The sequence below is a fragment of the Pseudomonas sp. LBUM1666 genome (genome assembly GCF_059695775.1).
In genome coordinates this window covers 2182956-2196750 of record NZ_CP166789.1, presented here as the reverse complement: position 1 = coordinate 2196750, position 13795 = coordinate 2182956, and the positions used below count along the sequence as shown (strand labels likewise).

The 13795-nt window shown below is 59.0% G+C and carries 16 protein-coding genes; 11 read left to right on the top strand and 5 right to left on the bottom strand.

All coding sequences use genetic code 11. The annotated features are described in order from the left end of the window. Positions 1–4: 4 nt before the first annotated feature. The 3 genes from ACA056_RS09985 to aroC are packed head-to-tail and all read right to left on the bottom strand — an operon-like array spanning position 5 to position 2899. Entirely contained in the window at positions 5–631 is a 627-nt protein-coding gene (locus ACA056_RS09985) for a methylthioribulose 1-phosphate dehydratase (RefSeq protein ID WP_497272343.1), read from the bottom strand. Beyond that, positions 628–1779 (bottom strand): MFS transporter, encoded by a 1152-nt coding sequence (locus ACA056_RS09980; RefSeq protein WP_497272341.1) that lies wholly within the window; start codon positions 1777–1779, stop codon positions 628–630. The genes ACA056_RS09985 and ACA056_RS09980 overlap by 4 nt, the downstream gene beginning before the upstream one ends. A gap of 28 nt (positions 1780–1807) precedes the next feature. Further along, positions 1808–2899 carry a chorismate synthase gene (aroC, locus tag ACA056_RS09975; RefSeq protein WP_008146116.1) on the bottom strand — a complete coding sequence of 364 codons (1092 nt, stop codon included), beginning with the start codon at positions 2897–2899 and terminating at the stop codon, positions 1808–1810. Between the two features lie 83 nt (positions 2900–2982). Here aroC and ACA056_RS09970 point away from each other — a divergent pair, with 83 nt between their 5' ends. Together ACA056_RS09970 and ACA056_RS09965 are read left to right on the top strand one after the other, a co-directional pair. After that, positions 2983–3981 (top strand): alpha/beta hydrolase, encoded by a 999-nt coding sequence (locus ACA056_RS09970; RefSeq protein ID WP_497272338.1) that lies wholly within the window; start codon positions 2983–2985, stop codon positions 3979–3981. A gap of 132 nt (positions 3982–4113) precedes the next feature. Next, a complete protein-coding gene (locus ACA056_RS09965) occupies positions 4114–4905 on the top strand; it encodes a hypothetical protein (protein WP_497272336.1) in 792 nt (263 codons plus the stop codon). A gap of 40 nt (positions 4906–4945) precedes the next feature. On the opposite strand, the gene prmB is transcribed toward ACA056_RS09965, so the two are convergent. Continuing rightward, positions 4946–5854 carry a 50S ribosomal protein L3 N(5)-glutamine methyltransferase gene (gene prmB, locus ACA056_RS09960; RefSeq protein WP_123366254.1) on the bottom strand — a complete coding sequence of 303 codons (909 nt, stop codon included), beginning with the start codon at positions 5852–5854 and terminating at the stop codon, positions 4946–4948. A gap of 238 nt (positions 5855–6092) precedes the next feature. On the opposite strand from prmB, the gene ACA056_RS09955 reads away from it, so the two are divergent. From ACA056_RS09955 to ACA056_RS09925, 7 genes are all read left to right on the top strand, one after another. Continuing rightward, positions 6093–6683, top strand: a complete 591-nt coding sequence (locus ACA056_RS09955; RefSeq protein ID WP_497272334.1) for a cysteine hydrolase family protein — start codon at positions 6093–6095, stop codon at positions 6681–6683. A 131-nt stretch (positions 6684–6814) separates the two neighbouring features. Next, entirely contained in the window at positions 6815–7135 is a 321-nt protein-coding gene (locus ACA056_RS09950) for a hypothetical protein (protein WP_497272332.1), read from the top strand. A 75-nt stretch (positions 7136–7210) separates the two neighbouring features. Continuing rightward, entirely contained in the window at positions 7211–7768 is a 558-nt protein-coding gene (locus tag ACA056_RS09945) for a Smr/MutS family protein (protein ID WP_056740389.1), read from the top strand. A gap of 77 nt (positions 7769–7845) precedes the next feature. Further along, positions 7846–8391, top strand: a complete 546-nt coding sequence (gene folE, locus ACA056_RS09940) for a GTP cyclohydrolase I FolE (RefSeq protein WP_003204506.1) — start codon at positions 7846–7848, stop codon at positions 8389–8391. A gap of 102 nt (positions 8392–8493) precedes the next feature. Then, entirely contained in the window at positions 8494–8865 is a 372-nt protein-coding gene (locus tag ACA056_RS09935; protein ID WP_056740381.1) for a glutathione S-transferase N-terminal domain-containing protein, read from the top strand. Between the two features lie 368 nt (positions 8866–9233). Continuing rightward, positions 9234–10583, top strand: a complete 1350-nt coding sequence (locus ACA056_RS09930; RefSeq protein WP_497272329.1) for an NCS2 family permease — start codon at positions 9234–9236, stop codon at positions 10581–10583. A 79-nt stretch (positions 10584–10662) separates the two neighbouring features. Further along, positions 10663–11289, top strand: a complete 627-nt coding sequence (locus tag ACA056_RS09925) for a LysE family translocator (protein WP_497272327.1) — start codon at positions 10663–10665, stop codon at positions 11287–11289. Between the two features lie 193 nt (positions 11290–11482). Here the strand turns inward: ACA056_RS09925 and uraH are convergent, their stop codons facing one another. Next, positions 11483–11836, bottom strand: a complete 354-nt coding sequence (gene uraH, locus ACA056_RS09920; RefSeq protein WP_102671806.1) for a hydroxyisourate hydrolase — start codon at positions 11834–11836, stop codon at positions 11483–11485. Between the two features lie 433 nt (positions 11837–12269). On the opposite strand from uraH, the gene puuE reads away from it, so the two are divergent. Both puuE and uraD read left to right on the top strand, forming a co-directional pair. Next, on the top strand, positions 12270–13196 hold the full coding sequence (puuE, locus tag ACA056_RS09915) for an allantoinase PuuE (RefSeq protein ID WP_008146148.1): 927 nt from the start codon (positions 12270–12272) through the stop codon (positions 13194–13196). Further along, positions 13193–13708 (top strand): 2-oxo-4-hydroxy-4-carboxy-5-ureidoimidazoline decarboxylase, encoded by a 516-nt coding sequence (uraD, locus tag ACA056_RS09910; protein ID WP_497272324.1) that lies wholly within the window; start codon positions 13193–13195, stop codon positions 13706–13708. Before puuE ends, uraD begins: the two co-directional genes overlap by 4 nt. The last annotated feature ends 87 nt before the right edge of the window (positions 13709–13795 follow it).

Sequence of the window (13795 nt, the reverse complement as noted above, 5' to 3'; positions counted from 1 at the left end):
CGGTTCATGCTTTATGGTTCAAGAGTGAGCGCATCTTCAACTCGCACTCGAACAAAAATTCAAAGGCCTCGATCTGCCGCAGTGCATCGCTCATGCGCGCGCCCCAGGTGTAGAGACCGTGGCCGCGGATCAGGTAGCCAACGCAATCGGGATGCGCTTCAAGCCAAGGCTGCACCTTGGCGGCGAGGCACGCAATGTCCTGGTCGTTATCGAAAATCGGCACACGTACCCGGGATTCGTGGGTCGACACACCACTGAAGGCTTTTTGCAGTTCGTAGTCTTCGAACTCGATGAAGTCTTGCGGCGTCAGACGCGACAGCACCGTGGCGTTCACCGAATGCGTATGCAGCACCGCGCCGATCTCCGGGCGCCAGCTGTAGAGCTGGGTGTGCAGCAGGGTTTCGGCGGACGGTTTTTTGCCCGGTTCCAGGCTGTTGCCGGACAGATCGGTGGCCAGCACATCGTCGACGCCGAGTTGGCCGTTGTGCTTGCCGGACACCGTCAGCAGCGCTTCAGTCGGCGACAGGCGCGTCGAGTAGTTGCTGCTGGTGGCCGGCGACCAGCCGCGGCCATACAGAAAACGCCCGGCATCGATGATTTCCTGGGCGAGGTGCTCACGGGTAAGGCTCATGGCCTGTCCTCTTGCATACGTATGGCAATGATAACGGCTGCCGCGAAGGCTGCGAGGCTGGCAATACTAAAGGTCAATGCGGGGCCGAGGGCATTCCAGCTATAGCCGGAATACAACGCGCCCAGTGCGCCGCCGGTACCGGCCAGTGCGGCGTATAACGCCTGGCCCTGCCCTTGTTGGCGCGCACCGAAGCTACGTTGCACGAACTGGATGGCAGCCGCGTGAAAGCTGCCGAATGTCGCCGCGTGCAGCACCTGAGCGAACAACAGCACCCAAAGAAATTCTGCGAACGAACCCAGCAACAACCACCGTAACGCCGCCAGCAGAAAACTCGCCAGCAGCACCCGGCGCACAGAAAAACGCGCGAGGATCTTGCTCATGGCCAGAAACATCAAGACTTCGGCGACCACACCGACCGCCCAGAGCATGCCGATCAGCCCACGGCTGTACCCGAGTCGCTCCAGGTGCAAGGTCAAAAAGGTGTAATAAGGACCGTGGCTCATCTGCATCAGCGCCACGCAACCGTAAAACGCCAACACCCCAGGACTGCGCAACTGCTTGAGAAAACCGCCCCCCGCCGGCCGCTCACCCTGGACGGGTTGAGCGTTGGGCACCCACAGGCTGCTAACCACGATCCCGGCCATGATCAGCACCAGCGTCACCGGATAGATATCCAGGCTCAACCCTTCGAACAGCCGTCCGAGCGCGACCACGGTGATGATGAAACCGATGGAACCCCACAGGCGGATCTGACTGTAACGGTTAGTCTGGCCCTGCAAGTGCGCCAACGTGATGACTTCGAACTGCGGCAACACCGCGTGCCAGAAAAACGCGTGCAAGGCCATGACCATCGCCAGCCAGGCGTAGGTCTTGCTGACGAAGATCAGCGAGAACGTCAGTAGCGTGCAGACCGCACCGAAGCGCACGATGGCCAGGCGTCGGCCGGTGTAATCACCGAGCCAGCCCCAGATGTTCGGCGCCACGCAGCGCATCAGCATCGGGATCGCTACCAGCTCGCCGATGCGCGCGCTGGAAAAGCCCAGGTGATCGAAGTACAGCGCCAGAAACGGCGCTGTCGAACCGAGCAAGGCGAAATAGAACAAATAGAAACTGGAGAGCCGCCAGTACGGGAGCGCCGCCACCGCCATCAGGCCGCAGCGACTGAAAGGTCAGCCATTAAAGCTGACCCAGCACCGGCGTGCTCACGCGCACGTCCAGGTTCTGCCCACGGTGACGCAACAGGTGATCCATCAGCACGATGGCCATCATCGCTTCGGCAATCGGCGTGGCGCGGATGCCGACGCACGGGTCGTGGCGACCCTTGGTGACGACTTCCACCGGGTTGCCATGGATGTCGATGGAACGACCCGGCGTGGTGATGCTCGAGGTTGGCTTGAGCGCCAGGTGCGCGACAATCGGCTGACCCGACGAAATGCCACCTAAAATGCCGCCCGCGTTGTTGCTGAGGAATCCTTGCGGGGTCATTTCATCGCGGTGTTCGGTGCCGCGCTGGGCAACGCTGGCGAAACCGGCGCCGATTTCCACGCCTTTGACCGCGTTGATGCTCATCAGCGCGTGAGCGAGTTCGGCATCGAGACGGTCGAAGATCGGCTCGCCAAGACCCGGCATGACGCCTTCGGCGACGACAGTGATCTTCGCGCCAACCGAATCCTGGTCACGGCGCAACTGGTCCATATAGGCTTCCAGTTCCGGGACCTTGTCCGGATCAGGGCTGAAGAAGGCGTTTTCCTCCACCGAATCCCAGGTCTTGAACGGGATTTCGATCGGGCCGAGCTGGCTCATGTAGCCACGAATAACGATGCCCTGAGTGGCCAGGTATTTTTTCGCAATTGCCCCGGCAGCCACGCGCATGGCCGTTTCACGGGCCGAACTGCGACCGCCGCCACGGTAATCGCGCTCGCCGTATTTGTGGTGATAGGTGTAGTCGGCGTGGGCCGGACGGAACAGATCCTTGATCGCCGAGTAATCCTTGGACTTCTGGTCGGTGTTGCGGATCAACAGGCCGATGGAGCAACCGGTGGTGCGCCCTTCGAACACGCCGGAGAGGATTTCGACTTCGTCGGCTTCCTGGCGCTGGGTGGTATGGCGGCTGGTGCCGGGTTTGCGGCGATCCAGGTCACGCTGCAGATCCTCCAGAGAGATCTCCAGGCCCGGCGGGCAGCCGTCGACAATGGCGACCAACGCCGGACCATGGCTTTCGCCCGCGGTGGTGACAGTGAACAGCTTGCCGTAGGTATTGCCGGACATGCAGGACGCTCCGTGAAATCGAACCAAATACGTAATGCGCGCCAGTATACGCAGGCTACCCAACTAGTTCATCCTCGAACCTTATGGGTGCCTGCGAGTCCAACCGGCATCTTGTTCATGATGGCGTGATGATGCTGCGAGTTATAGCCTTGAGCCTTACCCTCTTTACCGGCTTTGTACAGGCCACTGTCCTGCAACGCCCGATCACGTTGGACACCGGCACCGGCGAGCTTTTCGGCTCGTTGTTGCTGCCCAAGTCCGACACGCCGGTACCGGTTGTCCTGATCATTTCCGGCTCCGGTCCTACAGATCGTGACGGAAACAACCCCGACGGCGGACGCAACGACAGCCTCAAGCGTCTCGCTTGGGTACTGGCCAAACACAACATCGCCAGCGTGCGTTATGACAAACGCGGCGTGGCGGCGAGCCTTGCGGCGACCCCGGATGAACGCAATCTTTCGGTTGAAGCCTACGTGGCCGACGCCGAGGCCTGGGGCCGGAAGCTCAAAACCGACCCGCGCTTTGGCCAACTGATCCTGCTGGGCCACAGCGAAGGCGCTTTGATCGCCAGCCTCGCGGCGCCGAGCCTGGACGCCGCCGCAGTCATCTCCATGTCCGGCAGCGCCCGGCCGATCGATCAGGTGCTGCGCCAGCAATTGAGCAATCGCCTGCCGCCACCGCTGATGCTGCGCAGCAATGAACTGCTCGACAGCCTCAAGGCCGGCCACACCGACGACAACGTGCCGCCGCAGTTGCAGGTGATTTTCCGCCCGAGCGTGCAGCCGTATCTGATTTCATTGTTCCGCCAGGACCCGGCGGCGGCGTTCGCCAAGTTGAAGATGCCGGCGCTGATTATCCAGGGCAGCAACGACATCCAGGTCGGCGTCGGTGACGCCAGGCTGTTGAAGGCCGCCAAACCGGACGCCGAACTGGCGCTGATCGAAGGCATGAACCACGTCATGCGCATCGTGCCCAACGATGTAAAACGGCAATTGGCCTCTTACAAAGATCCGCAATTGCCACTGGCGGCCGAACTAGGCACGCGAATCCTCGGGTTTATTGACGGACTTCGCACCAGTTAAGCGGTGTCAGGGGGCGTGAAAACTGGTTGAGAACGCCCCCTAACCCTCCAGTCCTGAAAAAAACGGCCGATAAGCCTTTGTCGCCAGCGCTATGACTGGCGGCAAGCAGAGCTTGGACAGGATCTCGCCGTTATGACTGATACCCAGACTTCACCCGACACCACTGCCGAAAAAGACGCACCACCAGTGGTCGAGCTGCCGTGGGCGGACGTCCACGCCGAGCACCACAAGATGCTCCGTCTGGCGCCATTGAAAACCGACCGCAACACCGGTGGACGGCCGCTGCGCTTTGTTGAGTTCGGTTACGCCGAGCGCAACAACAAGGAACACAGCCTGATGCGCATGAGCATTTCGCTGCCCGGCCAGCGCGTGCGCAAGGAACAGAATCATCTGGACGTGTGGGTCGATCACACCACCAAGCGCGTGCATTTCGGACCTGACAGCGGTTTGCAGATCGAACCAATGAACCGTGGCATCGGTCGTTTCATGGCCGCTCAGGGCATCACCTGGGCGAAAAAGAGATGGCCCGGCTACACCGTCGACGGCACCGACCTGAACAACAAGGATGCGCTGAACGAAGACACTCGCCTGCGCCGCGATCACTTTTTGCGGATGCATGGTTTTGATGTGATCTACGCCGACGCCCAGCATTTGAAGGGCAGCGTCAAAGAAGTGCAGGTCGGCGACCTGTTGGGTGACTGGAGCACGGAAAAATTGCAGGTCGTGGAAATTCTTGAGGCGGCGCAGATGCTCCAGCAAGCCGAGCAGAATCTGGCCGAGCAGGAAGTCAAACTCAAGAAACACGAAGAAAAGGTCAGCAAGTACAAGCGCGAAGACGCCGGGCTGCGCTTTACCATTACCTGTCTGGTGGCGTTTGCGGTGTTTCAGGCGGGGTTGTTGATCTGGATTGCGACGCACCGCTGACTGATCGTTCCCACACCGCGTGGGAACGATCATTGCGGGGTTAAACGCGGGAAGCGAACAGCGCCTGATGATCACGGCACTGTTCCGCCGTCAGCATGAATACACCATGCCCACCGCGCTCGAAATCGAGCCAGGCGAAATCGACTTCCGGGTACAGCGCCGAGACGTGAACCTGGCTGTTGCCCACTTCGACAATCAGCAAACCTTTCTCCGTCAGATGATCCGCCGCTTCGGCGAGCATGCGACGCACCAGGTTCAAACCATCATCACCGCAAGCCAGGCCCAGCTCCGGTTCATGCTGGTATTCGTCCGGCATGTCGGCGAAATCTTCCGCATCGACGTAAGGCGGGTTCGACACGATCAGGTCGAAACGCTGCCCCGGCAAACCATCAAAGCCATCGCCCTGTACCGTGTACACCCGCTCATCAACGCCGTGGCGCTCGATGTTCTGGTTGGCCACCTCCAGCGCTTCGAACGACAGATCGGCCAGCACCACTTCGGCATTCTGGAACTCGTAGGCACAGGCGATACCGATGCAGCCGGAACCGGTGCACAAGTCGAGAATTCGCGCAGGTTCGGCGCCCAGCCACGGTTCGAAACGCTTTTCGATCAGCTCGCCAATCGGCGAACGCGGGATCAATACGCGCTCATCGACAATGAACGACATGCCGCAAAACCACGCTTCACCCAACAGGTAGGCGGTAGGAATGCGTTCTTCGATACGGCGCTTGAGCATGCGTTGCAGCTTGACCAGCTCGTCTTCTTCAAGATTGCAGTCGAGGTAGCTGTCGGCGATTTCCCACGGCAAGTGCAAGGCACCCAACACCAACTGGCGCGCTTCGTCCCAGGCGTTGTCGGTCCCATGGCCGAAAAACAGATCCTCCCCATGGAAGCGGCTGACGGCCCAACGGATATGGTCACGCAGGGTACGAAGTCGGGAAGTGATCACGGGGCAAACTCCAAAAAAAACGACTGGCGATTCTAACAGCCAAAACGCGTCTCGACGACGCGGGAAAACTACCGGGGCAAATGTAGGACTATTCTATTTTTTCAGCTGGCTATTGAACAAAACGGGCCTATTGACAAGGCTGCGAGCCAGCAAAGACGGCGCCTACGATGGTAGCGATTCACAGAAGCGCTCAGCCAGAGGACAATGTCGCAAAAGCCCCACCCGAAGGAGCCCCAGAATGTCCGTTCCAAAAACGATGTTTCAACTCAGCGGCCGCGGTTATGCAGCTGCCGTTCTGAGCCATGCGACCCTTGTCATCATCGATGCCCAGAAAGAATACCTCAGCGGCCCGTTGGCCTTGAGCGGCATGGATGCTGCCGTCGCGAACATCAAGCAACTGGTGGCCGCTGCCCGTGCAGCCGGCCGGCCGATCGTCCATGTCCGCCACCTCGGCACCGTCGGCGGGCTGTTCGATCCACAAGGTGAGCGCGGTGAGTTCATCCCGGGCCTGGAACCACAGGGCGACGAAACCATCATCGGTAAATTGCTGCCGAGTGCGTTCCACGGCACCGAACTGCTGGAACGCCTGCAGAATCTCGGTTCGCTGGACCTGATCGTGTGCGGTTTCATGAGCCACTCCAGCGTCAGCACCACGGTGCGCGCCGCGAAGAACCTGGGCTTTCGTTGCACGCTGGTGGAAGACGCCTGCGCGACTCGCGACCTGCCTTACAAGGGCGGCGTATTGAGCGCAGACCACATTCAGCAGACCGAAATGGCGATCATGGCGGACAACTTTGCCACCCTCGCGCTGACTCATGAACTGATCTGATCGACGCTCGATGAGCGGTCCATGCCGCCGCTCATCCGCAAAAGCCTATCATTTGCTGTAATTGTCTTAGCCTCAGGAACATCCCGGTCAACTCCCGGTCGAAGGGCCGATACCCATTGAGGAAGGTCGGAATGAAGTTATCCGATGGTTTTGACGCTCGCCGCTTGCGGCCCAAAGGCCAACGCAACTGGCGTTTTCGAATCGGCGCGGCATTTGCTGCCTTGCTGTCGATGTGCGGTGTGTTGCTGGCGATGGCAGGCATAGCCAGCCTGCTTGGTCACGCGCCCGCCCTGGGCGAGTTGAATACCAACCGGGTCGGGTCGGCAGTGATTCTGGCGATTGGCCTGTTCGTGCTGTACATCGGCGTGTGGCTGTGGCGCCGCTGCCGTCGCCGCTCGCGGCAGTCGCAAGCGCTGAACATCTCCCCGCATTTGATGAAAAAGCACGACTGAGCCGAGCGTTGCGCGTTTTCTCGCGCCCCATTCGCCTCGAGTTGGGTAAACTGGCCGCCCTTCGCGGAGGCTGACATGCAAGACGACGATTTTTCCCTGTTCAAAAGCGCGATCCAAGGCGTCAAGCCGATCAAACACGATCGCGCCGAAACCGGCAAACCCAAAGCTGACCGCGCACAAATCGCCAAGTTGCGTCAGGCCGCCACCGTGCGCACCGATGCCACCACCGTAGACGGGCTGTCCGATCAGTTCGTCATCGATGTTGGCCCGGAAGACGAGCTGATGTGGGCGCGTGACGGTGTTCAGGAAAGCCAGATGCGCAAGCTCAAGATCGGACAGATCCCGTTCGAAGGCAGCCTCGACCTGCATGGCATGAACGTGGAAAAGGCTCGGGAAACCCTCTGGGCGTTTCTGGCCGAAGCGACCAAATTCGAAATCCGCTGCGTGCGTGTCACCCACGGCAAGGCCGTGCGTCTGGACGGCAAGCGGCCAATGATCAAAAGCCACGTCAACACCTGGCTGCGCCAACATTCACAAGTGCTCGGCTTCACCTCGTGCCAAGCGAAACACGGCGGCGCCGGAGCGGTTTATGTGATGCTTAAACGGACTATGATGGAAGGTCGCGACGAGTAAACCTGTCGCGCCACGCTTGCAGCGTCGTGTCCGCCACCGTACCCTTGCCCTTTGCGTAAAATCCCACAGGTAGTTTCATGTCCCTGGAACAGAATTACACCGCGATTCTCGGCCAATTGGGCGAGGACGTCTCCCGCGAGGGCCTGCTCGACACGCCAAAACGTGCCGCCAAAGCCATGCAGTACCTCTGCCGCGGTTATGAACAGACACTGGAAGAGGTCACCAACGGTGCCTTGTTCAGCTCCGACAACAGCGAAATGGTGCTGGTGAAGGACATCGAGCTCTACTCGTTGTGCGAACACCACCTGCTGCCGTTTATCGGCAAGGCTCACGTCGCCTACATCCCGAGCGGCAAGGTATTGGGCCTGTCGAAAGTCGCGCGGATCGTCGATATGTACGCCCGCCGCCTGCAGATCCAGGAAAATCTCAGCCGCCAGATCGCCGATGCGGTCCAGCAAGTCACCGGCGCCCTGGGCGTTGCGGTGGTGATCGAGGCCAAGCACATGTGCATGATGATGCGCGGTGTGGAGAAACAGAATTCGTCGATGATCACCTCGGTGATGCTGGGTGAGTTCCGCGAAAACGCGGCAACCCGCAGCGAGTTTCTCAGCCTGATCAAGTAATTCGCAGCACCAAGAAAACCGGCGTTCATCGCCGGTTTTTTTTCGCCTGCGAAAATCAGGTAAGCTGCGCGCCTTCTGTTCGCCCCCTGTGAGGCTTATCCCGTGTTCGTTAAAGCGCTTCGTGTCGGCCTCGGCCAACTGATCATCTTCATCGACTTCATCACCCGTCCGGGCAAAAAACAGCGCCCTGCCGAGGTTCAGGCTCAGATCAACACGGCGGCCAAGGACCTGACCCTGTATCAGTTCCACGCCTGCCCGTTCTGCGTGAAAACCCGCCGCACCCTGCGCCGCTTGAACGTGCCGGTGGCGTTGCGTGATGCGAAGAACAACGAACAGGATCGCCAAGCCTTGCTGGAACAGGGCGGCAAGATCAAGGTTCCGTGCCTGCGCATCGAAGAGAATGGCCAGACGACCTGGATGTATGAGTCCAAGGTGATTATCGATTATCTGGACAAGCGGTTTGCCGCCGCCTGAAGCCGTACAGATTTCGGATAAAAATAAACCGGCCCATTGGCCGGTTTATTTGTATTTGCACCCTTCGCACCAGCAGCCTCAAGCCGCTTTTGCCGCCAGGGCCTGACGCAGCACCGCTGCCAGCCTTTTGGGCCCTTCGTCCAGCCGTACCGGGAACGATCGTTTATAGCCGATATATCCCGATCAACAAACTTTTCGTCTACAAAATCAAAAACATTATTTGCTTTATTTGTATACAAAAGCATAATCCACTTCGTGCGAGTTCCTGACCAAGCGGTCAACAAATTCGCAAGTACCTCAAAAGGTCGCTGCCACCCTCATGGGTCCGGCCCTGGAAATAACAATAAAACTCTTGAGGAGTACTCGCTGTGGAAAGCCGCAAATCCGAAGCCCCGACGCTGGAACTCTCGCCGCCATTACGCAATGGCTGGCTGGAGCGCATCTTCAAACTCAGCTTGCATGGCACCACGGTGAAGACCGAGTTGATTGCCGGTCTGACAACCTTCATCACCATGGCCTACATCATCTTCGTCAACCCCAACATCATGGCCGACGCCGGGATCGATCACGGTGCCGCGTTCGTCGCCACCTGCATCGCCGCTGCGCTGGGCTGCCTGTTGATGGGCCTTTATGCCAACTGGCCGGTCGGCCTCGCGCCGGGCATGGGCCTCAACGCCTTCTTCACTTACACCGTGGTCGGCACCATGGGCTACAACTGGGAAACCGCGCTTGGCGCGGTGTTTGTTTCCGGTGTGTTGTTCATGTTTCTGACTTTTTCCCGGATCCGCGAATGGCTGCTCAATAGCATCCCGGTGAGTTTGCGCTTTGCCATGGGCGCCGGCGTGGGACTGTTTCTGGGGCTGATCGGCTTGAAAACCGCGGGCATCGTGGTCGACAGCCCGGCCACCCTGATCAAGCTCGGCTCCCTGCGCGAACCTGGCCCGCTGCTGGCCGCCATCTGCTTCCTGATGATCGCTGTACTCAGCTACCACAAAGTGTTCGGCGCGATTCTCATCAGCATCATCACCGTCACCCTGGCGGGTTGGGGCCTGGGCCTGGTGCACTACGAGGGCATCATGTCCGCCCCGCCGAGCCTGGCCCCGACCTGGATGGCCATGGACGTCGCCGGCGTATTCAACGTCAGCATGATCAGCGTGGTGCTGGCCTTCCTCTTCGTGCACATGTTCGACACTGCCGGCACCTTGATGGGCGTCGCCCAGCGCGCCGGCCTGGTGAACGCCGACGGCAAGATCGAAAACCTCTCCCGCGCCTTGAAAGCCGACAGTGCGTCCAGCGTATTCGGTGCGGTGGTCGGCGTTCCGCCGGTTACCAGTTACGTTGAAAGTGCCGCTGGTGTAGCAGCGGGTGGTCGGACTGGTCTTACCGCTGTGACCGTAGGTGTGCTATTTATTGCCGCAATGTTTTTCGCACCGCTGGCTGGGATGATCCCCGCTTACGCAACTGCCGGTGCGCTGATTTATGTGGCGATGCTGATGATGGGCGGGATGGCGCACATCGAATGGGACGAAGCGACCGACAGCATTCCGGCGATCGTAACCGCGATCATGATGCCCCTGACCTTCTCGGTCGCTGATGGCATTGCGCTGGGCTTTATCACGTATGTGGTGCTGAAGGCTTTCACCGGTAAGCACAAGGAAATTTCCGTCAGCCTGTGGGTGCTTTGCGCGATCTTCATCGCCAAGTTCATTTTCTTGTAAGCCGTCTACGTTTCAAAAACAGTGTTTCAAAACAGCCTCACCCCGTCGGGTGAGGCTTTTGTACAAATGGAGGAAAGTGATGAGTCTGGAAACCTGGCTGCTGTTCAGCGGCGCTGCGCTGGTGGTAATCCTGATCCCGGGGCCATTGTCTTTGCTGATGATCAGCAACAGTCTGAATTACGGTTTGCGTCGTTCTTACCCGGCGTTTCTGGGGGGAGTGATTGCATCGATCTGCTTGCTCAGTGCGTCGGCGCTGGGTTTGGGCGCCTTGCTGCTGGCATCGGAACAGCTGTTCAGTGCCCTGAAGATCGTCGGTGCGCTGTATCTGTTCTACCTGGCCTGGCAGAGCTGGCAGCAATCGCGCCTGCCCTCACACGGCGCTGAAGTGCCCCAGACTGCGCCAGTGCCACGCTTTCGCGCACTGTTCGGTCGCGCGTTTATGTTGGGCGCCAGCAACCCGAAAGACATTCTGTTCTTCGCCGCTTTCCTCCCGCAGTTCCTCAGCGCAGAGCAACCATTCCTGCCGCAGTTGCTGGTGATGATCGTGACCTGGACCGTGCTGGACCTGCTGTGCAAGTTGGCTTATGGGCTGGGTGCCCACGGCGCGGCGCGGTATCTGCGCAGTGGCAAAGGGCAGAACTGGTTTAACCGGGTGAGTGCGGGGTTGTTCAGTGGTGCCGGTGCTGCGTCGTTGTTGAGCCGCTAAAGAGCAAAAGCATCGCGAGCAGGCTCACTCCTACAGGGAATGTGTGATCAACACAAAACCAATGTGGGAGTGAGCCTGCTCGCGATGGCGTCAGCACAAGCGACACCTTTTCAGCAGGCAAAAAAAAGCCCGCAGTGTGAGCGGGCGAAAGACCAAAGAAGCTATATGCGCAGGATTTTTGGGGGGGAAAGTCCTAGCTTCCTCTGTAGGTCGAATAGCTGTACGGCGAAATCAGCAACGGCACGTGGTAGTGATCCTGTTCCGCAGAGATACCAAAACGCAGCACCACCACATCCAGGAACGCAGGTTCCGGTAGCTGAACGCCACGGGCGCGGTAGTAATCGCCCGCATGAAACTGAACCTGATAGACCCCGGTACGGTAGTCATCGCCTTGCAACAGCGGCGCATCGACTCGGCCGTCGCTGTTAGTGACTGCTGTGGCCACCAGTTCCAGCTGCGAACCTTCAACGCGGTACAACTCGACCTTGATCGAGCTGCCCGGGCAACCATGTGCAGCGTCTAAAACGTGAGTAGTCAAACGTCCCATTGATTATGCGCGCCTGCCTGCGTGGAGCAGTCAGACCGCGCGCCTCCCGAAGTCAGTTGAAAAGGAGACCGCACCGGTTCGGAGCACGAAACGCTGCGGCGAGCGACTGATTAAGACACTTTTCAAAAAAATTGTACACAATAAAAACGAGTTTTTTAGCCCCGCGCACGACACTCGGGGATTCATATTGAATATGACGCTGAACCATAGGCTAAAAGGACCTTCCATCCATTAGCTGACCAATCAGGCAGGTTTCTTGCAATAACATGTGAAGATGACAGTCAGTGAAAAATGCAAAAAAACAGGCTTACAAAGTGGATATAAAGTTGTATACAATCAGCCCATCGCTGTGACGCCAGCCTGTCATCTCATCGCCAGGCCGCCATACAACCCTGACCTTGAACAAGTCGAACGAATAAGAAGGAAGACTGCAGTGAGCGCTGACTACCCACGCGACCTGATCGGTTACGGCAGTAACCCTCCTCACCCACACTGGCCGGGCAATGCCCGCATCGCCTTGTCTTTCGTACTCAATTACGAAGAAGGCGGCGAGCGCAATATCCTGCACGGTGATAAAGAATCTGAAGCCTTCCTCTCGGAAATGGTCTCGGCGCAACCGCTGCAAGGCGCGCGCAACATGAGCATGGAATCCCTTTACGAGTATGGCAGCCGTGCCGGCGTCTGGCGGGTTCTGAAACTGTTCAAGGAATTCGACATCCCGCTGACCATCTTCGCCGTGGCCATGGCCGCCCAGCGTCACCCGGACGTGATCCGCGCGATGGTCGATGCCGGCCACGAGATCTGTAGCCACGGCTATCGCTGGATCGACTACCAGTACATGGACGAAGCGCAAGAACGCGAGCACATGCTCGAAGCGATCCGCGTCCTCACTGAAATCACCGGCGAGCGCCCGCTGGGTTGGTACACCGGCCGCACCGGTCCGAACACCCGTCGACTGGTGATGGAAGAAGGCGGTTTCCTCTACGACTGCGACACCTACGACGACGACCTGCCCTACTGGGAACCGAACAACCCGACCGGCAAGCCGCACCTGGTGATTCCGTACACGCTGGACACCAACGACATGCGCTTCACCCAGGTTCAGGGCTTCAACAAGGGCGACGACTTCTTTGAATACCTCAAAGACGCGTTCGACGTGCTTTACGCTGAAGGCGCCGAAGCACCGAAGATGTTGTCGATCGGCCTGCACTGCCGTCTGATTGGCCGTCCGGCGCGTCTGGCCTCGCTCAAACGCTTTATCGAATACGCTAAAAGTCATGAACAGGTGTGGTTCAGCCGTCGCGTCGACATCGCTCGCCACTGGCACGAAACCCACCCGTACCAAGGGGCCGCGAAATGAGCCACTTCCAAACCCTGAAGCCCTCGACCCTGAGCCGCGACGCATTTGTCGCCGCCTTCGCCGACATCTACGAACATTCGCCATGGGTGGCCGAGAAGGCCTTCGACCTGGGCCAGGACGCTTCGATCGACGAGATCGAAACCCTGCACCAGCGCATGAGCGACATCCTGTTGAGCGCCGATCACGCCAGCCAGCTTGAGCTGGTCGTCGCTCACCCGGACCTGGCCGGCAAAGCTGCCGTCCAGGGCCAACTGACCGAAGCCAGCACGAATGAACAGGCTGGCGCCGGTATTCACCAATGCTCGAGCGATGAGTTCCAGCGCTTCACCGAGCTGAACGACGCCTACAAGGCCAAGTTCAAGTTTCCCTTCATCATGGCGGTAAAAGGCAGCAACCGGCATCAGATCCTCGCGGCGTTCGAAACGCGCATTCACAACCCGGAAGACACCGAGTTCAGATGCGCGCTGGCGGAGATCAACAAGATCGCCCTGTTCCGATTACTGACCCTATAGCGAGCAGCCCTTGTGAAAAGCCCGGGCGTTAAAAACGCGAATAACCAAGGGCACTGCAAGCATCCCAAGCCAACTAATTAAAGGCAG